Here is a 26279-nt window from a genome sequence, read left to right as displayed (position 1 = left end):
CATGGACCTGATCACCCGCGAAGAATTCGACATACAGGCCGGGCTCCTCGCACGGGCGCTCGAGCGGCTCGGGCAGTTGGAGGCCCGGGTACAGGCGCTCGAAGCCCGGGGGGCGGGCGTTGCGGCCGGGTCGGATCCGGATTCGGCGGGCCCCGGCCCGGCCGCGGTTGATTCCGACGCGTCGTGATCCGGCGGGCGCGCCGCTCAGGCGCGTCGGTACTTCAGCAGGTGTCCCTTGTATGATCGGGCGCCACTCAGGCAGGGGCGGCGGTTGAGGTTCAGGTTTTCACGCAATTCGAAGCCGTGCGCTTGCATACTGCGCGTGAAGGCCGGCCGGCCGCCGCGGTTGGCGTCGACGATCCATACCGAGCACGCCGGCTCGGCATGGGCGTGGATGAAAGCGGCCAGGGCGGGGGCCGCATCCCGCTCGTAGAGCAGGTCGCTGCCCAGGATGAAATCGAACGCCTGCGCCAGCAGGCCCACGTGACGGGTATAAGGTGTCTGCGTGGCGGTGCCGTTCCAGTCGCCATGGCGGTAGGGCAGGGTGGCGGGCAACTGGTTGAGCACGAGGTTCTGGCGCAGGAAGCGGTATACCAGGGGGTGGTGATCGCTGGCGGTAATGTCCCAGCCCCTGCGGTGGCAGGCCAGGCTGGGCAACGCCAGCCCGCAGCCGATCTCGAGGATGCGGGTGCCCGCCTCGATGCGATGGCTCATCAGCGCGGTAGCCAGGTAGAGCGAAGACGGCCACAAAAGCCCCGATAGCGGCCACAAGGCCGAACTGATGCCCAGTTGCGCGGCCTCGCCGCCCGGATCGCTGTATTGCTGGCGATCGGCCAGCGACGTCAGGATGAAATCTTCCTGGCCTGGCAGTGAGACGGTAAGGGTTCGGGTTTGGCAGGCGCTGGCCCGCCCCGGCTCGAACGATGGCCGCCAGGCAGGCAGCCTGGGGGCCCGAGTGCAGGGGTCCATGAAATTGGCAAGGTAATGCGACCCTTCCATTATCTGGTGAATGGCTGAAATAGGCAAAAATACATACTATCTTCGTTTATTTTTCGTGATTTCGTTCTTAAATTAGTAAAGCCGGTGCGTGGTATCCGGCCTCTGGCGACATGGCGCAGCTGGCGTGGCCGGTGCGGCCAGTGCGATAGACAATCGAGAAGAATTCAGCCTATAATCAAGAGCTTTACAAAATCTGTGCACGCAGGTTGCGCGTGTGCGGTATTTTCTTTTTTGCAAATCACGGGTCTTACAAGTGTCCGTTTCTCGGAACACCTGTCTTTGCCAAGCCAACAGAGTGTCTCATGCCCAAAATGAAGTCCAAAAGAGGCGCTGCCAAGCGCTTCAAGGTACGCGGCAGTGGTTCCATCAAGCGCGCCCAGGCTTTCAAGCGTCATATCCTGACCAAGAAAACCACTAAGAACAAACGCCAGCTGCGCGGTATGACCGCCGTCCATGATTCGGATATCGCCTCGGTCAAGGCGATGCTGCCTTTCGCCTGATCGGAGATCTCACTCATGCCACGCGTAAAACGCGGCGTCACAGCACGTGCACGCCATAAAAAAGTCATCCAGGCTGCCAAGGGGTACCGCGGTCGTCGCGGTAACGTTTTCCGGATCGCCAAACAGGCGGTCATGAAAGCCGGGCAATATGCCTACCGCGATCGTCGCAACAGAAAACGCACTTTTCGTGCCCTGTGGATCACCCGCATCAATGCGGCCTGCCGCGAACTCGGCGTCAGCTACAGCGTATTCATCGCCGGCCTCAAAAAGGCATCGATCGACCTCGACCGCAAGGTCCTGGCCGACATGGCCGTGCACGACAAGGCGGGTTTTGCTGCGGTGGTGGCGCAGGCCAAGTCGGCACTGTCGGCCTGATTCCCGACGCGGCGCGTCAGGATCTGCATCATCGCACACGGAGCTCGATCGGGCTCCGTGTGCATTTGGACGGACTTCATGGATACCACGCTAGATGATTTGGTCGCCCAGGCGCGCTTGCGGTTTGCCCAGGCGTCGGACCGGGCTGCCCTGGAAAACGAAAAAGCCGCCCTTCTGGGCAAGCAAGGGGCGCTTACTGCGCTGCTCAGGGGGCTCTCGGGCATGCAGGGCGAAGAAAAGCGCAGGCTGGGCGCGCAGATCAACCAAGCCAAACAGCAGGTAGAAGCCTTGCTGGCCGAACGCCGCGCTGCGCTCGACCAGCGCCTGCTCGACCAACGCCTGGCTGCCGAAACCATCGACGTGACCTTGCCTGGGCGCGGCCGCAGCACCGGCGGCGTGCATCCCGTCATCCGCTCCTGGCAGCGCGTCGAGCAGATTTTTCGCTCGATCGGCTTCGACGTCGCCGATGGCCCGGAAATCGAGAACGACTGGACCAACTTCACGGCCCTGAACAACCCGGAAAACCATCCTGCGCGTTCCATGCAGGATACGTTCTATGTCGACATGACCGATGCCCAGGGCCTGCCGTTGGTGCTGCGCACGCACACCAGCCCCATGCAGGTCCGCTATGCGCGGATGCATGAGCCGCCCATCAAAGTCATTGCGCCGGGGCGCACCTATCGGGTGGACAGCGATGCCACCCATTCGCCCATGTTCCATCAGGTCGAGGGCCTGTGGATCGACGAACACATCTCCTTTGCCGACCTGAAAGGGGTGTATACGCATTTCCTGCGGGCATTCTTCGGCACGGACGACCTCACGTTGCGCTTCAGGCCGTCGTTTTTTCCGTTTACCGAGCCCTCGGCGGAAATCGACATGATGTTCAAGGCGGGGCCGCTGAAGGGGCGTTGGCTGGAAATCTCGGGATCGGGCCAGGTCCATCCGCAAGTGGTGCGCAATTTTGGCCTGGATCCAGAAAAATACATCGGTTTTGCCTTTGGTTCGGGGCTCGAGCGGTTGGCGATGCTGCGCTACGGCATCACCGATCTACGCCAGTTTTTTGAAGGTGACCTGCGCTTTCTGCGTCAGTTCAACGTTTGAGCCCTGTCTCACGGAATTCCATCATGCAACTTCCAGAATCGTGGCTGCGCACTTGGGCCAATCCTTCGATCGATTCGCAGGAACTGGCCGATCGCCTGACCATGGCCGGCCTCGAAGTCGAAGAATCCGCAGCGTTCGCACCCGCTTTCAGCGGGGTGGTCGTGGCGCGCATCGAATCCGTGGCGCCTCATCCCAATGCGGATCGCCTGCGGGTCTGCATGGTCGACGATGGCAGCGGCGAGGCACTCCAGATCGTGTGCGGTGCGCCCAATGCGGCCGCCGGGTTGCGGGTGCCCTTGGCGCGGGTCGGGGCGCAGTTGCCGGGCGGACCGCGCATCGCAGCGGTGCGCATGCGCGGCGTCGAATCGGCAGGCATGCTGTGTTCAGCACGTGAACTGGGCCTGTCGGACGATCATCAAGGCCTGCTCGAATTGCCCGTCGACCTCTCCCCAGGAGCCGATCTGCGCACCGCGCTGATGCTCGACGACGTCATCCACACGCTCAAGCTCACACCCAACCGGGCCGATTGCCTGTCGGTTCGCGGGGTGGCGCGCGAACTGGCCGCTCTCACAGGCTGTGCCCTGGCCGAGCCGGCCTTCGTCCCGGTGCCCGTCACGCTGGATGATCGCCTGGCCGTGACCGTGCAAGCGCCGGATTTATGCGGCCGTTTTGCCGGGCGCATCGTGCGCGGGGTCGATGCGCGCGCCGCGACGCCGGGCTGGATGAAAGCGCGGCTCGAGCGGGCCGGGCAGCGCAGCGTGTCGGCCCTGGTGGATATTTCCAACTATGTCATGCTCGAGCTGGGGCGGCCCACGCACGTGTTCGACCTCGACCGGCTGGCCGATGACCTGGTCGTCCGCTGGGCACGCGCCGGCGAGACGCTCGAACTGCTCAACGGGCAGCGTATCGAGCTCGAGCCGGACGTCGGGGTCATCGAGTCGGGCGGGCGCCTGGAGAGCCTTGCGGGCATCATGGGCGGCGCCGCTTCGGCGGTCTCGCTGGAGACCACCGACGTCTACCTCGAGGCGGCCTTTTGGTGGCCGGAAGCCATCATGGGCCGGCCGCGCCGTTACAAGCTGACTTCCGAGGCGGCCCATCGGTTCGAGCGCGGCGTAGACTATTCGACCATCCCGGAGCACCTCGAAAGGCTGACGGCGCTGGTTCTGGAGATCTGTGGCGGCCAGGCCGGCCCGGTCACCGACTGTGTGGCCCGCCTGCCCCAGCGCGCGCCAGTTCGCATGCGGCTGTCGCGCTGTGTGCGGGTGCTGGGCCTGGCGCTCACGGCGGGCGAGGTTGCGGACATATTCTCGCGCCTGGGGTTCGACTTTCAACACGAGGGCGACGTCTTCACCGTGACGCCGCCCGCTGCCCGCTTCGATCTGGGCCTGGAAGAAGACCTGATCGAAGAAGTCGCCCGCATCTACGGCTTCGATCGGATCCCGGACCAGCCTCCGGTCGCCGCAGTCAATGTGCGGGTGTTGCCCGAAGTGCAACACGGCCCCCACATACTGCGCCAGATGATGGTCGACCTCGACTACCAGGAAGTCATCAATTTCTCGTTCGTCGATGCGTCCTGGGAACGCGATTATTGCGCCAACGAGCAGCCGATTCGCCTGCTCAACCCGATCGCCAGCCACATGAGCGTGATGCGCTCCAGCCTGATCGGCGGCCTGTTGGCCAACATCGAGCACAATGTGCGCCATCGGCAGGGGCGTGTGCGGGTCTTCGAGCTGGGGCGGGTTTTTCGGCGTGATCCTTCGATCGCCGATGGCGACCTGTCCGTCGCCGGGGTATCCCAACCCAATTATCTGGCGGCTGCGGCCTGGGGGCCCGCCATGCCCGAGCAATGGGGCCTTCCAGAGCGCGCCGTCGATTTTTTCGACGTCAAGCGCGATCTCGAATCCCTGTTGGGGGGGCGAACCGCCCAGCTGCGTTGCGAGGCCGCCAGCCATCCAGCCCTGCATCCGGGGCGCAGCGCCCGCCTGGTCGTGGATGGGCAGGCCGCCGGGTGGCTGGGTGAAGTGCATCCGCGCTGGGTGCTGGCCCTTGGGCTCTCCCAGGCTCCCGTGGTCTTCGAAGTGCCGCTGTCGGTCGTGGCGCAGCGCGATTTTCCCCGCCCCGGCACCTTGTCGCGGCAGCCGTGGGTCGTGCGCGACCTGGCGGTCTGGCTCGACGAGGCCCTGCCATGGCAGGCGGTGCTTGATACACTGGATGCCACGATTGCAGCCGAAGCCGCTTTGGCTGTCGTCAAAGAGATTAAACTGTTCGACATATGGCGCGATGCTTCGGCGCCCGGGCAGCGCAGCCTGGGCTTGAGATTTCGCTTTCAGGGCCACGATGCGTCGCTTGAAGAGCAACAGATCGAAGCGTGCGTGCAGCGGCTGTTCGGCGCACTTCAAAAAGCGCATGGTGCACGCCTTCGTTCACAGGAGTAATCACCGGTGGATATCGACAGTACACTGACCAAAGCCCGGCTGGCCGAATTGCTGTTCGAGCAGGTCGGGCTCAACAAGCGCGAGGCCAAGGACGTGGTGGATACGTTCTTCGATGAAATTCGTACCGCCCTGGTTCAAGGGCGCGACGTGAAGCTGTCCGGCTTTGGCAGCTTCCAGGTGCGCAACAAGCCGCCGAGGCCGGGGCGCAACCCGAAAACGGGCGAGGTCATTCCCATTGCGGCGCGCCGGGTGGTCACTTTTCATGCCAGCCAGAAGCTCAAGGCCAGCGTACTCGACGGAGAACCGGCATGACACGAGAGGTCGAGCCGGTCGTCTTGCCGCCCATACCGGCCAAGCGTTATTTCACGATTGGCGAGGTCAGCGAACTATGTGCGGTCAAGCCGCATATCCTGCGTTACTGGGAACAGGAATTCAGCCAGCTCAAGCCGATCAAGCGGCGCGGCAATCGCCGCTATTACCAGCATCATGAAGTCCTGCTGGTGCGCCGGATCCGCGACTTGCTGTATGAACAGGGCTTCACGATTGCCGGGGCGCGCAACCGGCTCAATGATGCCGATCCCGTGGCCCGGGGCCAAGAGGCCGCCGTGCGGCTCAGTGGCGCCGAATTCCAGGCCTTGCGCGCCGATCTCCAGGCCGTGGCCGACCGCCTGAAACACGTGCTGGGCCAGCCCTGATTCAACGGGGGTCCAGCAGGTGCACGGCTTCTGACACCATCGTGCTCGGGACCTCCCTCAGGCCGGCCCAGACCACCAGCAGCAGCACCCCCGCCAACACCAGCAGAGCCAGCGCCACGGGCAGGCGCCAGCGGCGCAGCCACGAAGCCAGGCGCCGCCGGGCGCGGCGTTGCCCGGGCGATGGCGCATCGGCACCCGCGTTCATGTCCTGGTAAGCCCCGTGCCCGTCCGGGCCCATGCCTGGGCGGCTTGTGGCCGCGGGGGCCGGTGAGGGGCTGCCAGGCGTCAGGCCCTGCATCCCAAGGGTCGATTCGATCTGGGCAAACAGGGTTTCATCGGGCGCGCATGGGGGCAGGGCATCGACGATGCCCAGGAAATAGGCTTCCCATTTCAGTGCGCGGGCCGCAGCGGCGTTGTCGTGCGCCAGGGCGTCTTCGACCTCTTGCCGGGGGATGGCACGTTCGATGCCCAGCACGTAGCAGGCGATTTCATGATCGGTGAAGTTGCGCCGGGCCTTCATGCGTGCACCGCTTCGTTCAGACGCAGCAGTGCGGCTTCGAGCGAGACCTGAACGTCCGGTGCGGTACGGCCGAGCTGCGCTGCGATCGTGTCCAGGCTGCCGCCATATAGGTAGGCGCTCAGGAGCGCATCCCGCTGCGGCGCCGGCAAGTTGCGCAGAGAGCCGCCGAGCCCGGTATCGGCCTGTTGTGTATCGGGGAAGTGCAGTGTGGGCAGGCGCCGCGAATGGTCTGTGGCGGGCGCACCAAGGTGGTGCCTGAGAGCCCGCGCCCGGTGCCGCAGTATGCTATACATCCAGGCGCGGGCCGTGCCGATGGCCGGGCTGTAGCCCGCGGCATTGCGCCAGATCAGCACGAACGTGTCATGCACCACCACCTGGGCGGGCGGCTCGCTGCCAAGCATGGCCAGGGCCAGCGCATACATCGAGGCGGATTCTTGCCGATACAGTGCAAGGAACGCACCGTAGTCTCCAGCAGCGCAGGCCTGCAGCTCGTTGTCGAAATCAAAAACTGAAACAGTCATACAATCTTTGCGGTTCGAGCAAAACGGGATGATGCGCCCATTGTATGCGCAGTAGGCCAATCCATCGGTTTGCCGCGGCATTGCTTCTTTGCGGGATGTTTCCATGCGCTATATTCACACGGGCCCGGCCCCGGCCCGTCGCAATGACTGGCAGACCCTGAAAAGCCTCTGGCCCTATGTCTGGGCCTTCCGGACGCGGGTATTGCTGGCCGTCGTCTGCCTGGTGATCGCCAAGGTGGCCAACGTGCTCACCCCGATCTGGCTCAAGGATATCGTCGATGAGCTGGGCCGTCCACCGAGCCTGCTGGTCCTGCCGCTGGCGGCGTTGGCGGGCTATGGCCTGGCGCGGCTCGCCACGTCGGTGTTCGGCGAATTGCGCGATGCCCTGTTCGCCCGGGTGACGCAAGGCGCCATTCGCGAGATCGCCATCCGGGTGTTCCGGCACCTGCTCTCGTTGTCCATGCGCTTTCACATGGGGCGGCGCACCGGCGGCCTGGCGCGCGACATCGAGCGGGGTACCAAAGGCATCGGGTTCCTGCTCAATTTCACTGTGTTCAACATCCTGCCCACGCTGCTTGAGATCGGCATGGTGACCGGTATTCTGCTCTGGCGCTACGAGTGGCCATTTGCGGTCCTGACCCTGGGCACCATCGCGGCGTATGTGCTGTTCACCCTGAAGGTGACCGAACGGCGCATGGTCTACCGGCGCACGATGAATGCGCTTGACAGTCAGGCCAGCGGCAAGGCGGTGGATGCCTTGCTGAATTATGAAACGGTCAAGTATTTCGACAACGAAGCATACGAAAGTCGCCGGTACGACCACGATCTGTCGCGTTGGGTGGATTCGGCGGTGCGCAACCAGGTGTCGCTGAATCTGCTCAACATGGGCCAGGGGGTCATCATCACGGCCGGCATGACGGCCTTGCTGTGGCAAGCGGCCGCGGGCGTCGTCCAGGGCCATATGACCGTCGGTGACGTGGTGCTGGTCTCGGCGTATCTCACCCAGTTGTATGCGCCCTTGAACTTTCTCGGCTTCGTGTACCGTGAGATCCGCCACGCGTTGGCGGACATGGAGCGCATGTTCGACCTGCTTGGCAATGCCCAGGAGGTGGCCGACCGACCCGATGCCACGGTCCTGGACGCCCGTGAAGCCAGCCTGGCTTTCGAGCACGTGGACTTTTCCTATGAGCCCGACCGCCAGATCCTGCACGACATCAGCTTCAGTGTGCCCGCCGGCGGATCTTTGGCGGTCGTGGGCGCATCGGGCGCGGGCAAGTCCACCCTGTCGCGTTTGCTGTTCCGGTTCTATGATCCCACGGGCGGGCGGGTGCTGGTCAACGGCCGGGACGTGCGCAGCTATACACAGGCCAGCCTGCGCGCCCATATCGGGATCGTTCCACAGGATACCGTGCTGTTCAACGATACAATTGCCTACAACATCGCCTACGGCCGGCCCCAGGCCAGCCAGGAAGAGATCGAGGCGGTGGCGCGCGCGGCCCACATCCACGATTTCATCCAGTCGCTGCCCAAGGGCTACGACACCCAGGTGGGCGAGCGGGGCCTGAAACTGTCGGGCGGCGAGAAACAACGCGTGGCGATTGCCCGCGCCCTGCTGAAGTCGCCACCGATATTGGTATTCGACGAAGCCACCAGCGCGCTGGACACACGGACCGAACGAGCCATCCAGGTGCAGCTCGAAAAAATTGCCCAGGGCCGGACCACGCTGATCATTGCCCATCGGCTTTCCACGATCGTGCATGCGGACCATATCCTGGTCATGGAACAGGGGCGCGTGGTCGAGCAGGGGACGCACGCCGGCCTGCTGGCCCAGTCGGGACGCTACGCCAGGATGTGGCAGCTACAGCAAAGTGCGCCGCAGGAGCCGGAATTCCATGGTCCACGCCAGGCACCGGAACCCGTTTGATCCATATGGTACCAAAGTGGTACTATTTGGCTTCCCTGAAAACTATCCTGGTAGAACAGTCGAATGCTGCGGATCAGCAAGATTGTCGATTACGGTATCCTGGTGCTCACGCATTTGGCCGTCCGCCCGACAGAATTCTGTAGCGCCACCGAGCTCGCTGCCGTGCTCGGGTTGGGCCAGCCGGTCGTCAGCAAGGCGCTCAAACTACTTGCCCAGCACGGTCTGGTCGCCAGCCAACGGGGCGCGCAAGGCGGTTATCGCCTGCTGCGCGATGCCCGGCTGATCAACGTCGCCCAAATCATCGATGCCCTTGAAGAGCAGCCCTTTGGCCTGACCGAATGCACCGCCGTGCCCGGGGTCTGCTCGGTCGAAGAGGCCTGCCATATTCGTCCGCATTGGGTGCGCATCAATCGCATGGTACGAAAGACGCTCGAATCCACGACCCTGGCCGACATGCTGCCCGGGGCGCTGCCACCCGTGCCCGACGGCGTGCGGCCTGCGGTATTGGCCCGCTCGGCAGCCGGCGGCGCGCGCGTCGATTCGCCTTCCCAGCCCTTTCCATTTCATCCTGGAGCCTGATCCAATGAGCACTGTGAATGACAAGCTCGATACCTTCCTCGACCGCGAGTATGAAGCGGGTTTCGTGACCGAGATCGAATCCGAGACCTTTGCCAAGGGGCTGGACGAGGACGTCATCCGCCGTCTGTCGGCGATCAAGCGCGAGCCCGAATTCATGCTGGAATGGCGCTTGAAGGCGTATCGCGCCTGGCAAAAAATGTCCTTGCCGCGCTGGGCGAAGGTGCATTATCCGGATCCCGATTTCCAGGACATCAGCTATTATTCCGCGCCCAAGTCCAAGAAGGATGGCCCCAAGAGCCTGGACGAAGTCGACCCCGAGCTCCTGCGCACCTACGAAAAACTGGGCGTGCCCCTGCATGAGCGCGCCAAGCTCGCTGGCGTGGCCGTCGATGCCGTGTTCGATTCGGTGTCGGTCGCCACGACGTTTCGCAAACAGCTGGCCGACGTGGGCATCATCTTCTGTTCTTTTTCAGAGGCCGTTCGCTCGCATCCCGAACTGGTACAGAAATACATGGGCACCGTCGTGCCGCCGGCCGACAACTTCTATGCGGCCCTGAATTCGGCCGTATTCTCGGATGGCTCGTTCGTCTATATTCCCAAGGGCGTCAAGTGCCCCATGGAGCTGTCCACGTATTTCCGCATCAACAATGCCGATACCGGCCAGTTCGAGCGCACCCTCATCATCGCCGATGAAGGGGCGAGCGTGAGCTACCTGGAAGGCTGTACCGCACCCATGCGCGACGAAAACCAGCTGCACGCGGCGGTGGTCGAGCTGGTGGCGCTGGATGATGCCAAGATCAAGTACTCCACGGTACAGAACTGGTACCCAGGCGACGAAAACGGCGTCGGCGGCATTTACAACTTCGTGACCAAGCGCGGCGATTGTCGCGGCGCGCGCTCGCGCATCTCCTGGACGCAGGTCGAGACCGGGTCGGCCATTACCTGGAAATACCCCAGCGTGATCCTGCGCGGCGACGACTCCACGGGCGAGTTCTATTCCGTGGCCTTGTCCAACCACCGGCAGCAGGCCGACACCGGCACGAAAATGGTGCACATGGGCCGCAACACGCGCAGCACCATCATTTCCAAGGGGATCTCGGCCGGGCATGGCAGCAATACGTTCCGCAGCCTGGTGCGCATGACGCCCAAGGCAGAAAGCGCGCGCAACTACACGCAGTGCGATTCCCTCCTGATCGGCAAGCTGTGCGCCGCGCACACGTTTCCGACCATGGAAGTGCAGAATCCCAGCGCCAATGTCGAACACGAGGCCACGGCGTCGCGCATTGCCGAAGACCAGTTGTTCTACGCCATGCAGCGCGGCATATCGGCCGAAGATGCGGTATCGATGATCGTCAATGGCTTCTGCAAGGAAGTCTTCAAAGAATTGCCCATGGAGTTCGCCGTCGAAGCACAGAATCTGCTCGGCTTGAGCCTCGAAGGCAGTGTTGGTTAAGGAGCCCTATATATGCTGAACATCCACAATTTGCACGCCTCGATCGGGGGCAATGAAATTCTCAAGGGCCTCTCCCTGCAGATCCAGCCTGGCGAGGTACATGCCATCATGGGGCCCAATGGCGCCGGCAAGAGTACGCTGGCCCAGGTGCTGACAGGGCGCGAAGACTACGTGGCCACCGAGGGCACGGTCGAATTTCTGGGGCAGAACCTGCTCGAGCTCAGCGTCGAGGACCGCGCGCGGGCCGGTATATTTCTGGCCTTCCAATACCCCATCGAGATCCCTGGGGTCTCCAACGCGTATTTCATGCGGGCCGCCGTCAATGCCATGCGGCGCGAGCGCGGCGAGCCCGAGCTCGATGCCATGGACTTCGTCAAGAGGGCCAAGGCCGAGATGAAACTCGTGGGCATGCGCGATGAATTCCTCTATCGCTCCGTCAACGAAGGGTTCTCTGGCGGCGAGAAAAAGCGCAACGAGGTTCTGCAAATGGCGTTGCTCGAGCCCCGGCTGGCGATTCTCGATGAAACCGACTCCGGCCTGGACATCGACGCGATGAAGACCGTGGCGGACGGGGTGAACCGCTTGCGTTCGCCTGACCGCGCCATGATCGTAATCACCCATTACCAGCGCTTGCTGGACTATATCGTGCCCGATTACGTGCATGTGCTGGCCAATGGCCGGATCGTGCGCTCGGGTGGGCACGAGCTGGCCAAAGAGCTCGAGGCCAAGGGCTACGGCTGGATCGAGGGTGTGCAGGCGGCGCCGGCCCGGCGCGGTGTCAAACCCGACGACGGCAAAAAGATTGGTGTCAGGCCCGCCGGCCGGGGAGCCGTGGCATGAGCGCCGACAAGCTGCAAGTGTGGGCCGATACCTTTGGCCGGCGCGCGGGGGCGCTGCCAGGGGCCCACGTGCCGTGGCTCGACAGCCTGCGCCGCCAGGCGTTCGAGCGTTTCATGTCCGAAGGCTGGCCCACGCCGCGACAAGAAGCCTGGCATCATACTTCGCTGGCGCCCCTGGCGGCGGCGCAATTCGAAGAAGGTTCGGCGCAAGAAGGCGTGGCCGACCAGGTGCGCGCGCTCGTGGCGGCGCATACCGGCCATTGGCTGGTTTTTGTCGACGGCGCTTTCGATGCATCCTTGTCGCGGCTGGGGTCGTTGCCCGAAGGCGTCACCATCCAGGCCACCTCAGAGGCATGGGGCGGGCACGCCGATACCGTGCATGCGCTCTATGGTCAGGCCCAGGATGGCCACAGCACCAGCGCCCTGAACCTCGCATTGGCCAGCGATGGCGCCCTGGTGAGCCTGGGCCGCGGGGTGGTGCTCGAGCAGGCCGTGCACGTAGTCTGTGCGGTGTCCGAACCTCGGGCGGCGCACTTCTTGCGGCATCTGATCCAGGCGCAAGCCGGTTCGCAGGCGACCGTCATCGAACACTACATCGGCCTGCCGGATGCGGCCAATTTCCGCCACGCCGTCACCCGCTTGCAGCTTGACCAAGACGCAAGAATCACGCACTTGAAGCTGCAACAGGAATCGCCGCTTGCCTGGCACCTGGGCGAGATTGAAGCGACCCAGGCAAAGCATTCCTATTTCGCGTCGCATTCGGTTTCTTTGGGGGCCCGTCTGGCGCGCCACGACATCGCCACGCACTTTCAGGACGAGCGCTGCGAGACCCTGCTCAATGGGCTGTATTACGTCGATCAGCGCCGGCACGTAGACCACCACACCCTGATCGGCCATCTCAAGCCCCACTGCGTCAGTCACGAATCCTATCGCGGCATCATGGCGGATGCGTCGCACGGCGTGTTTACCGGGCGCATCCTGGTGGCCGAAGGGGCCGACGGCACCGATGCCATCCAGCGCAACGACAGCCTGTTGCTATCGCGTCTGGCGAAGTCGGATGCCCGGCCCGAGCTCGAGATCTATGCCGACGACGTCAAGTGCGCCCACGGCGCAACGGTCGGCCAGATCGATCCCGACAGTCTTTTCTATCTGCGTACCCGGGGCATCGAAGAGGCCCGCGCCCGCGACATCCTGATCTACGCTTTTGCGGCCCGCAGCGTGGCGCGCATTCCCGATGAAAGCCTGCGGCGTCATGTCGAAGGGGCCGTGCGGCGGTTGCTGCCCGGCGGGGATCTCCTGGAGGCGGCATGAATGCGCCGCTGACCCTCGAAGGCGTCCTGCGCCCCGCAGCCGCCGATCAGGCGGCAGCGGCCGCCGCACCATGGGCGGCTGATTTCCCCATCCTTGCCCGGCCTGTGCGTGCTCGGCGTCTGGCGTATCTCGACAACGGGGCCACTACCCAGAAGCCGCAGGGGGTGATCCAGGCGCTGGCCGATTTCTACGAACAGTCCAACGCCAACATCCACCGCGGGGTGCACTGGCTGTCGCAACATGCCACCGACCTCTACGAGCAGGCCCGAAGCCGGGTGGCGGGCCTGCTGAACGCGCCCAACAGCCAGGACGTGATATTCGTGCGCGGCACGACCGAAGCCATCAACCTGGTGGCCCAGACATGGGGCCAGTCGCTTGCGCCAGGAGACGAGATCCTGGTCACCGACATGGAGCATCATTCCAACATCGTGCCCTGGCAACTGCTGTGCGCCCGAACAGGTGCCGTGTTGCGTCACGCGCGCGTCACCGACAGCGGCGAGATCGACCTCGACGATTTTCGGTCGTGTCTCAATGCCCGTACGCGGCTGGTGGCGCTCGCTCATGTCTCCAATGCGCTGGGCACGGTCAATCCGGTGGCCGAAATCACGCGCCTGGCCCGAGAGGCCGGCGCGCTGGTGCTGGTCGACGGGGCGCAGGCGGTGGCCCATGCGCCGGTCGACGTGCAGGCGCTGGATTGCGATTTCTATGCTTTTTCGGGCCACAAGATCTACGGGCCCACGGGCATCGGTGCGTTGTATGTGCGCGCCTCCATCCTGCAAAAGCTGGCGCCCTGGCAGGGCGGCGGCGACATGATTCATACCGTCTCATTCGAGGGCAGCACCTGGGCCGAGGGTCCGCAGCGCTTCGAGGCCGGCACCCCCAACATCGCCGGCGCCGTCGCCCTGGGCGCGGCGATCGACTACGTGCAGTCCATCGGTCTGCCGGTGATTGCGGCGCACGAGTCCGCTTTGCTTGCCGAGGCCACCGAACGCATGCTGGCGCTGCCAGGCGTTCGGCTGGTGGGAACGGCAAGGCACAAGGCGGGCATCCTGTCTTTTTTGGTCGACGGCATTCATCCGCATGACCTGGGCACGATCCTGGACACCGAAGGTGTCGCCATTCGGGCCGGCCATCACTGCGCCATGCCCTTGATGGCCCGCTTCGGTATTCCGGGCACGGCGCGCGCTTCGTTGGCCCTGTACAACACGCAAGCGGACATCGATGCCCTGGTGGCGGGTGTGCGCAAGGCGCAGAAACTGTTTGGAGTCTGATGGATGCGTGACACCGACGATGGCCTGCGCGATCTCTACCAAGAGGTGATCTTCGATCACAATCGCAATCCGCGCAATTTTCATGCGATGCCCGATGCCTCGCACCAGGCCGATGGCCATAATCCGTTGTGCGGCGACCAGCTGACCGTCTATGCCCGGGTGGCTGATGGCATTGTCCAGGAAGCCAGCTTCGTGGGCCATGGATGCGCCATCTCCACGGCGTCGGCCTCGCTGATGACCGAGGCCGTGCGCGGCCAGCCCATCGAAGAGGTCGAGCGCTTGTTTCGCAACATCCACCAGATGCTCACCGAGGCGCACCCCGATTGCGATCTGGGCAAGCTCGAGGTGCTGTCGGGGGTTCGCGAGTTTCCGGCGCGCGTGAAGTGCGCCACGCTGGCCTGGCATACCCTGCACAATGCCATTACTCAGGCTCGCGACGTAGCCGTCACTGAATAAACACGATGAACCAGAGGTAACAACATGAGTTTCAATCGTCAGGAAGTGATCATCAGCCGGGATTGCCCGGCGGTCACGGTTCCGTATGGGTCTCCGGTCACCATCGAGGCGGGCTGCGAGGCCATCATCACCCAGCAGCTGGGCGGCACGTATACCGTCATGGTCGAGGGCAATCTGTACCGGATCGAAGGCAAGGACGGCGATGCCCTGGGCTTCGAGGTCATCGAAGAAGAAAAACACATCCACGAGGGCCCCATCACGGCCGACGTGGTAGAAGAGGCTGCCTGGAACATGCTGTCCACCTGCTACGATCCCGAAATCCCCGTGGATATCGTCAATCTGGGGCTGGTGTACGAATGCAACGTGCTTCCGGCCAATGCCCCGGAACGGTTCCGCATCGAAGTCAAGATGACGCTCACGGCCGCGGGTTGCGGCATGGGCACGATGATCGCCGACGAAGCCCGCAACAAGCTGCTGAACATCGAAGGCGTGGATGAAGCCATCGTCGATCTGGTCTGGGATCCGCCCTGGAGCCGCGAGATGATCAGCGAACCCGCGCGCCTGCAGCTGGGTTTGCTGTAAGCAGCTGCCTGCTGGGGCTAGCGGCCGGCCAGCTTCAATTGCTGGCGCAATGACCTGATTTCTTCCATCAGGTCGGCCATGAGCGCGGCCAGTTGCGGGTCGGCATCGAACTGCCGTTCGATGCGCTCGATTTTCTGGGCCCGCCAGACGGTCGCGCAGGTCAGGTAGGTGCGGCCATCGCGATAGGTTGCCTGCAGAACGTCGTCCTGGATGCGCTCGATGATCCATTGCACGTCGAGCCGGCACGCGCGGGCCATGTCTTCGAGCGGGATCCATTCGTCCGGGCCCCATCCAAGGTCGGCCATGAGGGTGTCGATATCTCGTTTTTCCATGGTGTGTCCTTTGATTTCAGCGCGGGCGCACTTCGTAGCCGGGATACGCACGGGCCAGCGCCTGCCAGGCTTGTTTCTGCTCGGGCGTGACGGCACTGGGCACGGCAATGTCCAGTTCGAGGTAAAGGTCTCCCGCCTTCTTGGCTGGAATGCCCTTGCCACGCAAGCGCAATTTGCGCCCCGCAACCGAACCGGCGGGTACGGTGACCGACAGGGTGCCGGCCACGGTCTTGACGTGGATCTCGCCGCCCAGGGCGGCTTCCCAGGGTGCCACGAAGACTTTCATGGTGACATCGCTGCCATCGACCTGCACGGTGGCATCGGCCTGGATGTTCACTTTGAGGAACAAATCACCGGATGCACCCCCGCCATGGCCTGGGCCCCCCTGGCCGGCGAGCCGGATCAATTGCCCTTGGGAGACCCCGGCCGGGATCTTTACATTGAGCGTGCGCCGTTGTGGCCGGACCTGGCCCTGGGCGTCGATTTCGATCGACTGCAGCTGTAGAGCGCGTTCGCATCCCCGGTAGGCCTCTTCGAGGCTGAGCGTGATTTCCGCGTGCTGGTCTTCACCCGGCCAGGCGGCCGACCCACTGTCGTGCCCCGCCTGTCGCGATTTTTCGCGCGCGGCCCGCCCGAAAAGTTCTTCGAAGAATTCGCTGTAATCGGCACCGGGATGGCCGGCCCCTTGAGTGTATCCATCGAAGCCCGCCCCGGAAGGATGCCCCTGCGCCTGATTCCAGCCGGGCGGTGGACGCACGTCGTCCACGCTGCGCGCCCCTTGCGCCCAGGCCTGGTGACCAATCGTGTCGTAGACCTTGCGCTTTTCCGGATCCGACAGGACCTCGTTGGCCTCGTTGATCTCGGCCATGCGCTGTGCCGCGTCGGTTTCCTTGCTGACGTCCGGGTGGTACTTGCGCGCCAGGCGCCGGAAGGCTTTTTTGATGTCTTCGGCGCTGGCCGTTTTGGAGACGCCCAGCACTTTGTAGTAGTCAGGGTATTTCATGAGTCGTCGTCTGGTGGGTCGCTGGGCGCCAGTGTGCATTCATCCAGCAGGAGCCGTTCTTCATCGGATGACATCATACTGAAATATGTCCGGTTGGGCATGATCGCGTGCCGTACCGGGCGCCGCACGATCCGGCCAGGCGGGCTGTGGGGCGTTGGCGGCCCGGCACCGCCCCACAGCGTGTGGCGCCTAGATGCCCTTGGGTGGAAACAGGCTGTACCAGAAGCCATAGGCCCAGCAGGCGGCGCAAAATGACACGGCCCATTCCAGGGTGGAGAACAGGATCAGGGCATAGACGGGCACTTGCCAGATGTCCAGCCCCAACGCATAGGTGACCACCGCGACGAGAGAGGCCAGGAGCAGGATCTTGTTGGCGAACATCTTGGCGCCTGCGTTTTCCTTTCTGCCGCCGAGGTCGTTTCTTTCTGCCAGATGGACCCAGAGGCGGTGCGAGGGGCATTTGTAGTGCCCCAGGAAGCCGCGCACGAGCCCCTGCACGGCCAATATCGCCATCAGCCAGGGGCTGACGAGCAAGGCGGCGACTGCTATGACGAAGGTGGTGAAGGCTTCCCATCGGGTCACGTTGGACCATACCGGGGGGACGTCGAAGCGTAGCATGGCGATCCTCCTGAGGAATCATTTGATATACGTTCTTATATTATATCTATTTATAGAATAAAGTACACCGAGTGTGATGCAAGAGACCAGCCGCGCGGTTTGCCATGCCGAGCGGGCGGGCGCGGGCGCTTGGTTTTATGCTAGAATCCTTTTCTTTCGGGGCGTAGCGCAGCCTGGTAGCGCACTTGCATGGGGTGCAAGGGGTCGCGAGTTCGAATCCCGCCGTCCCGACCAGCATTATCAAGGGCTTACAGGGTTTCCTCTGTAGGCCCTTTTTTCTTTTGCGTGAGTTTTGCGTGTCTCTATCACGCAGACTTACCAGGGCCCAACCCTCACTGACCATCGAAATGGGTGAGGTCTGTATCCGGCGTGTCGACCACAAACACCGCCAGCATCTTTGCCGGCTCTGTCGCGCTGGCGTTCTCGCTCACGAGGTGATGCGCCCCGGGATTTTCGAACCAGGACTCGCCGGCTTTGTAAACCCGCACGGGCTCGCCCTCGACCTGGCTGCGGATGGCGCCGGAAATGACGTATGCCATGATGAACGCCGACTGGGCGTGATGGTGCGCCGGCGAGGTACCCGCTGGCGGGTAGGCAACCTCGAAGGCGGTCAAGGATTTCCCGGGGATGTTCGGGATCGGCTGGCTGAAGACCTGCGTTGTGGTGCCCTCGGGCGAGAGACCGGCGCCCGCCGACCGCCCGGTCTATCCGGAGGTTCCTCAGGACAGCAGCACGAAGACCGCCATGATGACGAGCAGCGTCAGTGGATATAGGCTGGAATGGTCGAACAGCCGCGCCGCCTGCGCGCCATCCAGGGTGCGCGCCAGGCGTACCGCGGGCAGCACCAGCAGCACCACCCCGGCCACGAGCAGTGCCAGCTGGAACGGCCAGCCCAGCGCGAGCGGCGAAAACAGTGGCAGCAGCAGGCTGAGCAGCACCACCAGCGAAAGCAGGACCAGCACCAGCCGTCCCGCCGCCGGCAGACCGAAGACGAGCGGTATGGTGCGCGCGCCGATACGCCGGTCCTCATCGAGATCGTTCCAATCGGCGAGGATGTTCTGCCCGCCGATCTCCCAGAGCATCAGCCAGACCAGCAGGAAGGCAAGGCCCGGCCAGGCGGGCTGCTCAACGACGGCGAAGACCGCCGCCATCGGCCCGGCGGATTTCACCAGGCCGCTCACGAAGGTGCGCAGCCAAGTCACCTTCAGCAATTTCACGTAGACGATCTCGAGCACCGTCGCGCCAAAGAGGATCAGGAGGATCCGGGGGTTGAGCAGGTAGATCCCGACGATGGTGAGCGCGAACCAGAACCCGAACCACGCGAGCGCCGACTTCATGCTGAGGAGGTTCTGGGCGATCGGATAGCGCATCTCCGACGCCTCTACCGCGTAGCCTCGTTTGACACCGCCAGCAACCTTCTCGCGGTCATCGTGCAGGCCGACGATGTCGTTCAGGGCATAGATCGCGGTATAGCCGGCAAGCGCGGTCAGCAGGCCGAGAACGAGTACGGTCCAGTCTGGAAAGCCGCCCAGCCAGAGCAGGGCGACGAAACCCGGCAGGGCGATGTCGAGCACGCCGTGCACGGAACGCGACAGGGCAAGGAAACGCTGCATGGCAGTCACTCGGGCTTGTGGAAGCAAGCCATGTAGTTGATGTCTTCGCGCCCGGGCGCCACGCGGAAGCGGCGCCGCAGCGGGTTGTACATCAGGCTGGCGATGGCTTCGAAGCGCAGCCCGGCGCCCGCGGTCCACGCGCGCATCTCATCGGGCCGGATCAGCTTGCGGTAGGTATGCGTCCCACGGGGCAGCAGACCCAATATGTACTCGCCCGCCACGATCGCGAACAGGAAGGCTTTGGGCGTCCGGTTGATGGTGGAAAAGACGGCCACTCCCCCGGGGCGGAGCAGCCGCGCGCACGCCTCGATGATGCCCCGCGGCTGCGGCACGTGCTCGAGCATCTCCATGCAGGTCACGACATCGAACTGTCCAGCCTCGGTCGCCGCCAGCGCGTCCGCCTCCATCAGGCGGTAATCAATGTCCAGTCCGCCCGCGGCGGCGTGTTGGCGCGCGATCCGCAACGAGAGCTCGGAGAGGTCGATGCCCGTGACGCGGGCGCCCGATTGAGCCAGGGCTTCGGCAAGGATGCCGCCGCCGCAGCCCACGTCTACGACGCGCGGATTCGGTCCCGGGAAGCGCTGGGTGATGAAATCGAGGCGCAGTGCGTTGATCGCATGCAACTGGCCCATCTTCCCGGCCGGATCCCACCACAATTCCGCCATGCGGTTGAAGTGCGCGATTTCCGCGGCATCAACATTCGGTGATTCGTTCATCTGCCTGCGTCGTCCATGTCTGAAGGATCCTGATCGAAGCCGCGACTTCCGCGCGGGTAATGTCGTTGACGAAAACACACTGGCCGAGTGCGCACGGCAGCGGCACGAGCTGCTGCCCATTGCGATGCTCGACCCGGTCGAGCAGCGAGCCCCACATTAGCTCTGCGTCCAGAAGATCATAGGCCGGTTCGATGCCGAGCCGGCGTACGAGCGCGAATACGCGCTCGATGAGCGCGCCTTCGAGCAGGCCGCGCTCGTGCGCGAGCACGCACGAGAATAGGATGTCCAGCAGCACCGCCTCGCCGTGCAGCAGGCGCTCCTCGAAGTACATCTCCAGGCCATAGCTGAACGTATGGCCGAAGTCGACCTTGCGCGCGAGCTCATCTTCATAGAAGTTGGGACTCAGTTCCTTGAGCATCCCGTCGATGGCGCGATCGAGGATCGGCTGCGCGCCCTCGTCCTGGAAGGCGCTCGCCAGGCCGCGGGCCCCATCGTGCTCGAGCATCTCGAAGAGCTCGGCGTCGCACGCCAGCGCAAGCTTAATGATCTCGCACAGCCCGTTGCGTTGGTGGCGCAGCGGCAGCGTGGCCAGCAGCCGGCGATCCAGCAGCACGGCGCGTGCTGGCTCGAAGCTGCCCAGGCGGTTCTTGTGGCCATTGAAATTGATGCCCGTCTTGATGCCCACCGACGCATCGACATAACCCATGAGCGTGGTCGGCACCTTGACATGCGGTACGCCGCGGCGATAGCTCGATGCCACGAAGCCCACCACGTCGGTGAGCACGCCACCGCCGATGGCGATGATCGGCTCGTCGCGGCGATGGATCGGGAACTGGTCGAGCTCGCGCACGATGCCGAGCCAGGCCTCGACCGTCTTGCCGGCCTCGCCCGCCATCATGGGCAGGATGCGCGCCTCGATGGCGCGCTGGCGGAAGTAGTTCTCGATGCGCGGCGCATGGAAGCGGTACACCTGCGCATCCACCACGACGAAGCGGCGGCTGCCCTCGTGCCGTCCGGCGGCGAGCAGGCTGTCGCTGCGCGGATCGAACACATCGTCCACGGTATCCAGGACATAATCGATGCAGCGGCTTGCCCGGACCTGCCAGCGCGCTTCGGTGGGCCGGCTCACGCGATCTCTCCCCAGTGGTCGCGCGCCGCCAGGACCTCGCGCGCCACGGCCTGCGCGCTGGCCAGGTCGTGGTTCTGCCAGCGGCCGCACTGCGTCACGTTGGCGTAGGGCACCGCCTTGGCCTCCAGCACATCGCGCAGGATGCGTTCGAGCAGCGTCTCCACCCGCTCGCGCCGGCCCTCGTTGAGCAGGTTCAGGTAAAAGCCCGTCTGGCAACCCATGACGCCGACGCCGATGAACTGCTGCGGCAACAGGCGCTGGAAACCCTCCAGGAGAAAGTGCTCGAGCGAGTGCGCCTCGGTGCTGGTGAGGTATTCGTCCGCGTTCGGCCGGCGCAGGCGCAGGTCGATGCTGTAGATGGCGTCTCCGCCCACGCCCTGGTGCACACCGCGCAACTTCACACTGGGTGCCTTCAGCTGACGGTGATCGAGTTCGCCGACGCAATCCGCGCGCCAGCCCAGCGTTTCGATCCCGTTCATGGCGCAAAAACCCGCGCGGCCCGCGCCCGGCCTTGGTCGATGCCGGCAAGGTGCCGGTAGCTGTCATCGAGCGCCTGCTGCCAGGAGTCGACGTGGTGATAGAGCTCCACCGCGCCGAAGCCGTCGAAACCGCCCGCGTTGAGCGCCTTGAAGCTGGCCGCGAGATCGAGTGTGCCCGAACCGGGGATTTCGTGGAAGTGTGCGACCCCCGTGAGCGTGTTGGCCAGCATCCGGTCGACCCGTGCTGGCCCGCGCGCGCCGCGCAGATGGCCGAGAATCGGCCGCGCGCGCTCCAGGACGTCGAAGGACAGGCCCGGCACCGAAATCAGATAGGTGAAGATCTCGTCATCCAGCGGCGAGGCGCCGGCGTACAGTTGGCGATAATCGATCGCCTCCGGCGGCGCGGCGATGCCCGCGCGCGCCAGCAGCGCCGCGTTCCGCTCGCGCTGCGCCGTATCGGGCGCTTGCTCGCAGAAGTACAGGGGCAGGGCGCGATCCACCAGCAGGAAGTCGGCATTCAACGGAAAATAGACGAGCGTGCTGGCGAAATCCGGCCGGAATTCGATTTCCGGGTGGTCTTCGACGATCTTCAGGTTCCAGCCCTCACGCGCATCCGAAATATGCAGGTAGCGCGCCCGCGCGGCGGCGCGTTGCAGGGTTCCGACGTAGTCCGGTTCGGAACAATAGGCATGGCAGATGTCGATGTGCAGGGCGAAGTGGGGCGAGCCCACCGCATCGATCAGCGCCAGCCCCTGGTCGAGGGTCTCGATGAACATGCCCGGCTCCGGCTCGACGAGCAGCGTCAGGTCCTCGTCATCGCGGACCTCGCGCAGGCACTCGCGAATCGAGTCGACAAGCACCTCATGCGGGTCGATGCCCGGCTCGCGCACGTGGTCGTCGCGCACGAAGCCGCTGCCGAAGGTGACCAGGTTGACACCCAGGCGGCGCGCAACCTGGATGCCGCGCCGCACGAGATCGATGCGGCGCTTGCGCCCGGCAAGGTCGAGCGTCATGAGCGAGGGCTCGTGCGGGCGCGAGGGTGTGAAGAAGTGTGAGGCGGTGGCGACGCAGGCGGGCGTCAGGCCCAGGCGCCGCAGCCGTTTTCCGACCGCATCCAGGTCGTCGTCCGCCAGTTCGAAGGGATTGAACTGGCGGCGATGGAAGGAGATTTCGATGCCCTCGTAACCCGCTCGGGCGACGGCGTCGAGCGCGTCGAGGAAGGGCAGCTGAGTGAGGCCGAAAGTGCTGTAGGCCAGTCTGATCATGTCGATCCGTCAGATATGTTGCACGAGAGCGTCTCGAGACCCGGGACAGCGGCTGCAACGAGAGGGGCGTGTGCCCTCGGGGCACGGGGGGCCCGGAGCGGTGCCAGCCGAAGCTGCGCCTGCGGGATGATGCGCGGCACGCGCCGCGCGAACCCTTGCTCCGATCGTCGTCCCGGCCCAGGATGTAACGGTCGATGTCCTTGATGACACGTAAATATATAACGTAAATATACAGTATTCTGCATGCGCCTTTTACTGTCGGCCGGTATGTGCCGCCAGACTTGTCCTAGGTTAAGGAAGCGGACAATTCAGCTTGCTGTCCCGAGGCAATCGCCACAGGTGAGGCAGCACGGCGCAGCCAATGCCATCCAGGGCAGCCGGGCAGACCTTTGCCCTTGACCCCTACCACACCCAGATCGATCTGAGCTGGAACCACTTCGGCTTTTCCAACCCCGGCGCCATGTTCGACATCAGCGAGGGCACGCTGGTCTAGGATGCCGAGGAGCCGGCCAATTTGTCCATAGAGGTCGAGATTCCTGTCAGCAGCGTCCACACTCGGGCTGCCGTGCTCAACCACGTCGGCGAGCACCCTATGCTGGGGGTGCCGGCCATAGGCTTTGACGCGACGGGCACGGTCCGGCGCTCCGACTTCGGTCTGGGCGATCATCTGCCGTTCGTCAGCGACGAAGTGCAGATCCGGATCACCGGCGAGGGGCTGGAGCCCGCGGCACTGGCCAAAATGAAGGAAATAATCAACGCCATGGCATCATCGGCCTCCGAGGAGGAGTGAGCAGCTCGACAAACTCAATCAGAAGGATAGGAGTCAAACATCATGGGACTATTGGTAGACGGCAAGTGGCAGGACGAGTGGTACGACACCAAGAGCACGGGCGGGCGCTTCGAGCGCAAGGCCAGCCAGTACCGCAACTGGATCACGGAGAGCGGCGTGGCCGGCCCGAGCGGCGAGGCGGGTTTCAAGGCCGAACCCGGTCGCTACCACCTCTACGTGTCCTACGCCTGCCCCTGGGCGCACCGCGCGCTCATCATGCGCGCCTGGAAGGGGCTGGAGCAGCACATCGGTGTGTCCTCGGTGCACCCGCTCATGCTGGAGAACGGCTGGGAATTTGGCACCGACTTTGACGCCGCCGACGGCGACCCGCTGTACGGCCTGACCAAGCTCTACGAGCTCTATCAGAAAGCCGATTCCGAGTACACCGGCCGCGTCACGGTGCCGGTGCTGTGGGACAAGCAGCGCCAGACCATCGTCAACAACGAGTCCTCGGAGATCATCCGCATGCTGACCCACGCCTTCGACGGCGTGGGTGCCCGGCCCGGCGACTACTACCCCGCGGACCTGCAGGGCGAAATCGACGCGGTCAACGAGCTGGTGTACCCGCGCGTGAACAACGGCGTCTACCGCGCCGGCTTTGCCACCAGCCAGGCGGCCTACGACGAGGCCGTGGTGACGCTGTTCGAGACGCTGGAGGCGCTGGAGCAGCGCCTGGGCAAGAGCCGCTATCTGGTCGGCAACACGCTGACGGAGGCCGATCTGCGCCTGTGGACTACGCTACTGCGCTTCGATGCCGTGTATGCAACGCACTTCAAGTGCGACAAGAAGCGCATTGCCGACTACCCCAACCTCACGGGCCTGCTGCGCGACATTTACCAGATGCCGGGTGTGGCCGGCACCGTGCACATGGACCACATCCGCAACCACTATTTCCGCAGCCACCCGACGCTCAACCCCTACGGCATCGTTTCCATAGGGCCGGAGCCCGACTTTGATGCGCCGCACGGGCGCGAGCAGCTGGGCGAACGCGTGATCTGCGGCGCCTGATCCAGAACACGGCGCTCAGGAACCAAGTTTTCAACCCCAAGGAGAGTCAAGATGAGCCAAGTCAAATGAGCAGCGCCCAGAACACCCACGGCGGGCAGGAGACCCCGCTGCTGGGCATGTATGGAATCTTCATGCACTGGGGCAGCATCATCGTGCCGCCGGGTTATTCTGATCCGGTGATCTTTGCCTCCGGCGGCAACCCCTACGGTACCTGCGCCACCATGGGCGAGGTCAGCGAAGCGGTGCTGAACTCGGTGCACTTCCAGGCGCAGCGTCGAGTTCGATGTGCCCGGCAATGATGTCGTGGCGGCGTTCGTGGAATGTGTCACCAAAACTGAACATCAGGAACCGCCGCCGGTCGGCCAAACGGTCATCGAGCTCAAGCATGACCGTGTTCCCACCGATCTCGGCAGCGAGCGTGGCTTCGCTGAGCACCGCTCCCGGAACATGCTCTCCGTTCAGGATTCCGTCGAGGATCGCACAATACGTGCATGTCAGTTGGGTATGCGGCCAATGCCAATCGCGCAGCGGCAGATGGCACCCATGTTTTTTTGGAGCAACCATGATGAAATCTACCTATCGTGCCATGCAGGCGAGTCAACCCGGGATTCTGGAGCTGGTGGAGCGCCAGACGCCAACACCGGGGCCGGGGCAGGTGCTGCTCGCTGTCGAGGCCTGCGGCGTCTGCGGCGCCGATGCTATAGACGTGGATAGGGTCGACCCCGGTCTGCAGCCGCCGCGCGTACCCGGCCACGAGGTGGTTGGTCGCATCGCTGCCCTGGGGGACGGGGTGCCCGCGCTCTGGCGGATGGGGCAGCGCGTGGGCGTGGGTCGCCTGGGTGGCCATTGCAACCAGTGTGTGCAGTGCCGGCAGGGCCGCTTTCAGCTCTGCGAGAACCAGCTTGCCGTGGGCAGTGGCTGCGACGGCGGTTATGCGGAGATGATGCTGGCGCGTCATACCGCGCTGGTTGCCATTCCCGAGGAGTTGTCATCGGCTGAGGCTGCGCCCATCCTGTGCGCCGGCATCGCTACCTTCAATGCGTTGAAAAAATGCGGTGCGCAGGCAGGCGATACGGTGGCCATCCTGGGCATAGGCGGGCTCGGACATATGGCGCTGCAATACGCACGGCGCATGGGCTTCAGGGTGGTGGCCGTAGGTCGCGGCAGCGACATCGCGGCGGATGTGCTGGCGCTGGGGGCGCACGTGTATATCGACAACCGTAAGGAAGACGCGACGGCCAGGCTGAAGGCCATGGGTGGGGCGCAGGCTATCGTTACCACGATCGCCGACATGGATACGGTATCGGCCTTGCTGCCGGGGCTGGCGCCCGAGGGACGGCTGGTTGTGCTCAACCCGGGCAAGGACCCGCTGCAGGTGCCCGCTGGCCTGCTCATAGGCGGTCAGCGCGGCATTCTGGGTTCGCTCACTGGCACGCCCTGCGATAACGAGAAAACGCTGGCCTTCAGCGTGCTGGTGGACGCGCGGCCGCGAATCGAGGTCATGCCGCTCGTGCGGGCGAATGAGGCATTGCGCAGGCTCAAATCCGGCGACGTCAAGTACCGCTTGGTGTTAAGCATGGAGGAGGTGCCTGGTGCGCATTAACAGCAGTCGCCACGCTTCCGTTTTCTCGGTCTCATTTTGACCCGGATTTGCCGGCTGCAGGTGGAAGTCAGTGGATTTCCGTAGATGCTAATATGGCGTGGAACCCGCATGGATACTGGATCT

General features: G+C 64.0%; 31 protein-coding genes, 1 tRNA gene and 1 pseudogene. 21 read left to right on the top strand and 12 right to left on the bottom strand.

Annotated elements, in window-relative coordinates; translation table 11 throughout:
• Positions 1-187 (top strand): accessory factor UbiK family protein (locus tag WCZ84_RS09350; RefSeq protein WP_372686003.1); only part of this gene is annotated, 187 nt, incomplete at its 5' end.
• Between the two features lie 17 nt (positions 188-204).
• Here WCZ84_RS09350 and WCZ84_RS09345 read toward each other — a convergent pair.
• The gene (locus tag WCZ84_RS09345; RefSeq protein WP_372686002.1) at positions 205-969 is read right to left on the bottom strand and encodes a methyltransferase; all 765 of its coding nucleotides are present in this window, start codon (positions 967-969) and stop codon (positions 205-207) included.
• 332 nt (positions 970-1301) lie between these two features.
• Here WCZ84_RS09345 and rpmI point away from each other — a divergent pair, with 332 nt between their 5' ends.
• The 6 genes from rpmI to WCZ84_RS09315 all read left to right on the top strand — a co-directional run bounded on the left by rpmI (position 1302) and on the right by WCZ84_RS09315 (position 6105).
• Complete coding sequence (gene rpmI / locus WCZ84_RS09340) at positions 1302-1499, top strand: 50S ribosomal protein L35 (protein WP_372686001.1); 198 nt, start codon at positions 1302-1304, stop codon at positions 1497-1499.
• Between the two features lie 15 nt (positions 1500-1514).
• Positions 1515-1874 carry a 50S ribosomal protein L20 gene (rplT, locus tag WCZ84_RS09335; protein WP_372686000.1) on the top strand — a complete coding sequence of 120 codons (360 nt, stop codon included), beginning with the start codon at positions 1515-1517 and terminating at the stop codon, positions 1872-1874.
• A gap of 78 nt (positions 1875-1952) precedes the next feature.
• The gene (gene pheS / locus WCZ84_RS09330; RefSeq protein ID WP_372685999.1) at positions 1953-2975 is read left to right on the top strand and encodes a phenylalanine--tRNA ligase subunit alpha; all 1023 of its coding nucleotides are present in this window, start codon (positions 1953-1955) and stop codon (positions 2973-2975) included.
• Between the two features lie 23 nt (positions 2976-2998).
• Positions 2999-5410, top strand: a complete 2412-nt coding sequence (gene pheT, locus WCZ84_RS09325) for a phenylalanine--tRNA ligase subunit beta (RefSeq protein WP_372685998.1) — start codon at positions 2999-3001, stop codon at positions 5408-5410.
• Between the two features lie 6 nt (positions 5411-5416).
• Complete coding sequence (locus tag WCZ84_RS09320; protein WP_372685997.1) at positions 5417-5722, top strand: integration host factor subunit alpha; 306 nt, start codon at positions 5417-5419, stop codon at positions 5720-5722.
• On the top strand, positions 5719-6105 hold the full coding sequence (locus tag WCZ84_RS09315) for a MerR family transcriptional regulator (RefSeq protein WP_372685996.1): 387 nt from the start codon (positions 5719-5721) through the stop codon (positions 6103-6105). Before WCZ84_RS09320 ends, WCZ84_RS09315 begins: the two co-directional genes overlap by 4 nt.
• A 1-nt stretch (position 6106) precedes the next feature.
• On the opposite strand, the gene WCZ84_RS09310 is transcribed toward WCZ84_RS09315, so the two are convergent.
• Positions 6107-6625 carry a hypothetical protein gene (locus WCZ84_RS09310; RefSeq protein WP_372685995.1) on the bottom strand — a complete coding sequence of 173 codons (519 nt, stop codon included), beginning with the start codon at positions 6623-6625 and terminating at the stop codon, positions 6107-6109.
• On the bottom strand, positions 6622-7146 hold the full coding sequence (locus WCZ84_RS09305; protein ID WP_372685994.1) for a sigma factor: 525 nt from the start codon (positions 7144-7146) through the stop codon (positions 6622-6624). The genes WCZ84_RS09310 and WCZ84_RS09305 overlap by 4 nt, the downstream gene beginning before the upstream one ends.
• 103 nt (positions 7147-7249) lie before the next feature.
• Here WCZ84_RS09305 and WCZ84_RS09300 point away from each other — a divergent pair, with 103 nt between their 5' ends.
• From WCZ84_RS09300 to sufT, 8 genes are all read left to right on the top strand, one after another.
• On the top strand, positions 7250-9070 hold the full coding sequence (locus tag WCZ84_RS09300; RefSeq protein WP_372685993.1) for an ABC transporter ATP-binding protein/permease: 1821 nt from the start codon (positions 7250-7252) through the stop codon (positions 9068-9070).
• 63 nt (positions 9071-9133) lie between these two features.
• Entirely contained in the window at positions 9134-9649 is a 516-nt protein-coding gene (locus WCZ84_RS09295; protein ID WP_372685992.1) for an SUF system Fe-S cluster assembly regulator, read from the top strand.
• Between the two features lie 4 nt (positions 9650-9653).
• On the top strand, positions 9654-11102 hold the full coding sequence (gene sufB / locus WCZ84_RS09290; RefSeq protein WP_372685991.1) for a Fe-S cluster assembly protein SufB: 1449 nt from the start codon (positions 9654-9656) through the stop codon (positions 11100-11102).
• A 12-nt stretch (positions 11103-11114) separates the two neighbouring features.
• Positions 11115-11942 carry a Fe-S cluster assembly ATPase SufC gene (gene sufC / locus WCZ84_RS09285; RefSeq protein ID WP_372685990.1) on the top strand — a complete coding sequence of 276 codons (828 nt, stop codon included), beginning with the start codon at positions 11115-11117 and terminating at the stop codon, positions 11940-11942.
• On the top strand, positions 11939-13252 hold the full coding sequence (gene sufD / locus WCZ84_RS09280; protein WP_372685989.1) for a Fe-S cluster assembly protein SufD: 1314 nt from the start codon (positions 11939-11941) through the stop codon (positions 13250-13252). Before sufC ends, sufD begins: the two co-directional genes overlap by 4 nt.
• Positions 13249-14523, top strand: coding sequence for a cysteine desulfurase (locus tag WCZ84_RS09275; protein ID WP_372685988.1), 1275 nt, complete (start codon positions 13249-13251; stop codon positions 14521-14523). The genes sufD and WCZ84_RS09275 overlap by 4 nt, the downstream gene beginning before the upstream one ends.
• A gap of 3 nt (positions 14524-14526) precedes the next feature.
• Positions 14527-14979, top strand: a complete 453-nt coding sequence (sufU, locus tag WCZ84_RS09270; RefSeq protein WP_372685987.1) for a Fe-S cluster assembly sulfur transfer protein SufU — start codon at positions 14527-14529, stop codon at positions 14977-14979.
• Between the two features lie 24 nt (positions 14980-15003).
• Positions 15004-15561, top strand: a complete 558-nt coding sequence (gene sufT, locus WCZ84_RS09265; RefSeq protein ID WP_372685986.1) for a putative Fe-S cluster assembly protein SufT — start codon at positions 15004-15006, stop codon at positions 15559-15561.
• Between the two features lie 17 nt (positions 15562-15578).
• On the opposite strand, the gene WCZ84_RS09260 is transcribed toward sufT, so the two are convergent.
• The 3 genes from WCZ84_RS09260 to WCZ84_RS09250 all read right to left on the bottom strand — a co-directional run bounded on the left by WCZ84_RS09260 (position 15579) and on the right by WCZ84_RS09250 (position 17514).
• Positions 15579-15893: a MerR family transcriptional regulator gene (locus tag WCZ84_RS09260; protein WP_372685985.1), complete on the bottom strand. Its 315-nt coding sequence runs from the start codon at positions 15891-15893 to the stop codon at positions 15579-15581.
• 16 nt (positions 15894-15909) lie between these two features.
• Positions 15910-16896 carry a DnaJ C-terminal domain-containing protein gene (locus tag WCZ84_RS09255; protein ID WP_372685984.1) on the bottom strand — a complete coding sequence of 329 codons (987 nt, stop codon included), beginning with the start codon at positions 16894-16896 and terminating at the stop codon, positions 15910-15912.
• Between the two features lie 189 nt (positions 16897-17085).
• A complete protein-coding gene (locus WCZ84_RS09250; protein WP_372685983.1) occupies positions 17086-17514 on the bottom strand; it encodes a DUF4395 family protein in 429 nt (142 codons plus the stop codon).
• A 157-nt stretch (positions 17515-17671) separates the two neighbouring features.
• Between WCZ84_RS09250 and WCZ84_RS09245 the strand changes: the two genes are divergently transcribed.
• Positions 17672-17748: transfer RNA gene (locus WCZ84_RS09245), tRNA-Pro, on the top strand.
• 98 nt (positions 17749-17846) lie between these two features.
• On the opposite strand, the pseudogene WCZ84_RS09240 reads toward WCZ84_RS09245, so the two are convergent.
• The 6 genes and pseudogenes from WCZ84_RS09240 to WCZ84_RS09215 all read right to left on the bottom strand — a co-directional run.
• A pseudogene (locus WCZ84_RS09240) lies at positions 17847-18164 on the bottom strand (cupin domain-containing protein); the annotation flags it as partial.
• Positions 18165-18233: 69 nt separating this feature from the next.
• The gene (locus WCZ84_RS09235; protein ID WP_372685982.1) at positions 18234-19127 is read right to left on the bottom strand and encodes a UbiA family prenyltransferase; all 894 of its coding nucleotides are present in this window, start codon (positions 19125-19127) and stop codon (positions 18234-18236) included.
• 5 nt (positions 19128-19132) lie between these two features.
• Positions 19133-19843: a bifunctional 2-polyprenyl-6-hydroxyphenol methylase/3-demethylubiquinol 3-O-methyltransferase UbiG gene (gene ubiG / locus WCZ84_RS09230; protein WP_372685981.1), complete on the bottom strand. Its 711-nt coding sequence runs from the start codon at positions 19841-19843 to the stop codon at positions 19133-19135.
• Positions 19821-20972 (bottom strand): sedoheptulose 7-phosphate cyclase, encoded by a 1152-nt coding sequence (locus WCZ84_RS09225; RefSeq protein WP_372685980.1) that lies wholly within the window; start codon positions 20970-20972, stop codon positions 19821-19823. Before WCZ84_RS09225 ends, ubiG begins: the two co-directional genes overlap by 23 nt.
• Entirely contained in the window at positions 20969-21451 is a 483-nt protein-coding gene (locus tag WCZ84_RS09220) for an S-ribosylhomocysteine lyase (protein ID WP_372685979.1), read from the bottom strand. The genes WCZ84_RS09225 and WCZ84_RS09220 overlap by 4 nt, the downstream gene beginning before the upstream one ends.
• Positions 21448-22716 (bottom strand): sugar phosphate isomerase/epimerase family protein, encoded by a 1269-nt coding sequence (locus WCZ84_RS09215; RefSeq protein ID WP_372685978.1) that lies wholly within the window; start codon positions 22714-22716, stop codon positions 21448-21450. The genes WCZ84_RS09220 and WCZ84_RS09215 overlap by 4 nt, the downstream gene beginning before the upstream one ends.
• 361 nt (positions 22717-23077) lie before the next feature.
• Here WCZ84_RS09215 and WCZ84_RS09210 point away from each other — a divergent pair, with 361 nt between their 5' ends.
• The 5 genes from WCZ84_RS09210 to WCZ84_RS09190 all read left to right on the top strand — a co-directional run bounded on the left by WCZ84_RS09210 (position 23078) and on the right by WCZ84_RS09190 (position 26156).
• On the top strand, positions 23078-23209 hold the full coding sequence (locus WCZ84_RS09210; protein ID WP_372685977.1) for a hypothetical protein: 132 nt from the start codon (positions 23078-23080) through the stop codon (positions 23207-23209).
• Between the two features lie 21 nt (positions 23210-23230).
• Positions 23231-23506 (top strand): YceI family protein, encoded by a 276-nt coding sequence (locus WCZ84_RS09205; RefSeq protein ID WP_372685976.1) that lies wholly within the window; start codon positions 23231-23233, stop codon positions 23504-23506.
• Positions 23507-23548: 42 nt separating this feature from the next.
• The gene (locus WCZ84_RS09200) at positions 23549-24553 is read left to right on the top strand and encodes a glutathione S-transferase family protein (protein WP_372685975.1); all 1005 of its coding nucleotides are present in this window, start codon (positions 23549-23551) and stop codon (positions 24551-24553) included.
• Between the two features lie 65 nt (positions 24554-24618).
• Positions 24619-24852, top strand: a complete 234-nt coding sequence (locus tag WCZ84_RS09195; RefSeq protein WP_372685974.1) for a hypothetical protein — start codon at positions 24619-24621, stop codon at positions 24850-24852.
• A gap of 266 nt (positions 24853-25118) precedes the next feature.
• Positions 25119-26156, top strand: coding sequence for an alcohol dehydrogenase catalytic domain-containing protein (locus WCZ84_RS09190; RefSeq protein ID WP_372686004.1), 1038 nt, complete (start codon positions 25119-25121; stop codon positions 26154-26156).
• The last annotated feature ends 123 nt before the right edge of the window (positions 26157-26279 follow it).

This window comes from Castellaniella sp. (assembly GCF_041675725.1).
In the GTDB taxonomy this organism is placed as follows: domain Bacteria; phylum Pseudomonadota; class Gammaproteobacteria; order Burkholderiales; family Burkholderiaceae_B; genus Castellaniella.
The sequence above is the reverse complement of the archived record's forward strand: the minus strand, read 5'-3'. Positions and strand labels throughout refer to the sequence as shown.

Excerpts from the sequence above, each read along its gene's own strand:
- WCZ84_RS09345 (WP_372686002.1), bottom strand. The coding sequence starts at position 969 with ATGGACCCCTGCACTCGGGCCCCCAGGCTGCCTGCCTGGCGGCCATCG.
- rpmI (WP_372686001.1), top strand. The coding sequence starts at position 1,302 with ATGCCCAAAATGAAGTCCAAAAGAGGCGCTGCCAAGCGCTTCAAGGTA.
- rplT (WP_372686000.1), top strand. The coding sequence starts at position 1,515 with ATGCCACGCGTAAAACGCGGCGTCACAGCACGTGCACGCCATAAAAAA.
- pheS (WP_372685999.1), top strand. The coding sequence starts at position 1,953 with ATGGATACCACGCTAGATGATTTGGTCGCCCAGGCGCGCTTGCGGTTT.
- pheT (WP_372685998.1), top strand. The coding sequence starts at position 2,999 with ATGCAACTTCCAGAATCGTGGCTGCGCACTTGGGCCAATCCTTCGATC.
- WCZ84_RS09315 (WP_372685996.1), top strand. The coding sequence starts at position 5,719 with ATGACACGAGAGGTCGAGCCGGTCGTCTTGCCGCCCATACCGGCCAAG.
- WCZ84_RS09310 (WP_372685995.1), bottom strand. The coding sequence starts at position 6,625 with ATGAAGGCCCGGCGCAACTTCACCGATCATGAAATCGCCTGCTACGTG.
- WCZ84_RS09305 (WP_372685994.1), bottom strand. The coding sequence starts at position 7,146 with ATGACTGTTTCAGTTTTTGATTTCGACAACGAGCTGCAGGCCTGCGCT.
- WCZ84_RS09300 (WP_372685993.1), top strand. The coding sequence starts at position 7,250 with ATGCGCTATATTCACACGGGCCCGGCCCCGGCCCGTCGCAATGACTGG.
- WCZ84_RS09295 (WP_372685992.1), top strand. The coding sequence starts at position 9,134 with ATGCTGCGGATCAGCAAGATTGTCGATTACGGTATCCTGGTGCTCACG.
- sufB (WP_372685991.1), top strand. The coding sequence starts at position 9,654 with ATGAGCACTGTGAATGACAAGCTCGATACCTTCCTCGACCGCGAGTAT.
- sufC (WP_372685990.1), top strand. The coding sequence starts at position 11,115 with ATGCTGAACATCCACAATTTGCACGCCTCGATCGGGGGCAATGAAATT.
- sufD (WP_372685989.1), top strand. The coding sequence starts at position 11,939 with ATGAGCGCCGACAAGCTGCAAGTGTGGGCCGATACCTTTGGCCGGCGC.
- WCZ84_RS09275 (WP_372685988.1), top strand. The coding sequence starts at position 13,249 with ATGAATGCGCCGCTGACCCTCGAAGGCGTCCTGCGCCCCGCAGCCGCC.
- sufU (WP_372685987.1), top strand. The coding sequence starts at position 14,527 with ATGCGTGACACCGACGATGGCCTGCGCGATCTCTACCAAGAGGTGATC.
- sufT (WP_372685986.1), top strand. The coding sequence starts at position 15,004 with ATGAGTTTCAATCGTCAGGAAGTGATCATCAGCCGGGATTGCCCGGCG.
- WCZ84_RS09260 (WP_372685985.1), bottom strand. The coding sequence starts at position 15,893 with ATGGAAAAACGAGATATCGACACCCTCATGGCCGACCTTGGATGGGGC.
- WCZ84_RS09255 (WP_372685984.1), bottom strand. The coding sequence starts at position 16,896 with ATGAAATACCCTGACTACTACAAAGTGCTGGGCGTCTCCAAAACGGCC.
- WCZ84_RS09250 (WP_372685983.1), bottom strand. The coding sequence starts at position 17,514 with ATGCTACGCTTCGACGTCCCCCCGGTATGGTCCAACGTGACCCGATGG.
- WCZ84_RS09235 (WP_372685982.1), bottom strand. The coding sequence starts at position 19,127 with ATGCAGCGTTTCCTTGCCCTGTCGCGTTCCGTGCACGGCGTGCTCGAC.
- ubiG (WP_372685981.1), bottom strand. The coding sequence starts at position 19,843 with ATGAACGAATCACCGAATGTTGATGCCGCGGAAATCGCGCACTTCAAC.
- WCZ84_RS09220 (WP_372685979.1), bottom strand. The coding sequence starts at position 21,451 with ATGAACGGGATCGAAACGCTGGGCTGGCGCGCGGATTGCGTCGGCGAA.
- WCZ84_RS09215 (WP_372685978.1), bottom strand. The coding sequence starts at position 22,716 with ATGATCAGACTGGCCTACAGCACTTTCGGCCTCACTCAGCTGCCCTTC.
- WCZ84_RS09210 (WP_372685977.1), top strand. The coding sequence starts at position 23,078 with ATGCCATCCAGGGCAGCCGGGCAGACCTTTGCCCTTGACCCCTACCAC.
- WCZ84_RS09200 (WP_372685975.1), top strand. The coding sequence starts at position 23,549 with ATGGGACTATTGGTAGACGGCAAGTGGCAGGACGAGTGGTACGACACC.
- WCZ84_RS09195 (WP_372685974.1), top strand. The coding sequence starts at position 24,619 with ATGAGCAGCGCCCAGAACACCCACGGCGGGCAGGAGACCCCGCTGCTG.
- WCZ84_RS09190 (WP_372686004.1), top strand. The coding sequence starts at position 25,119 with ATGAAATCTACCTATCGTGCCATGCAGGCGAGTCAACCCGGGATTCTG.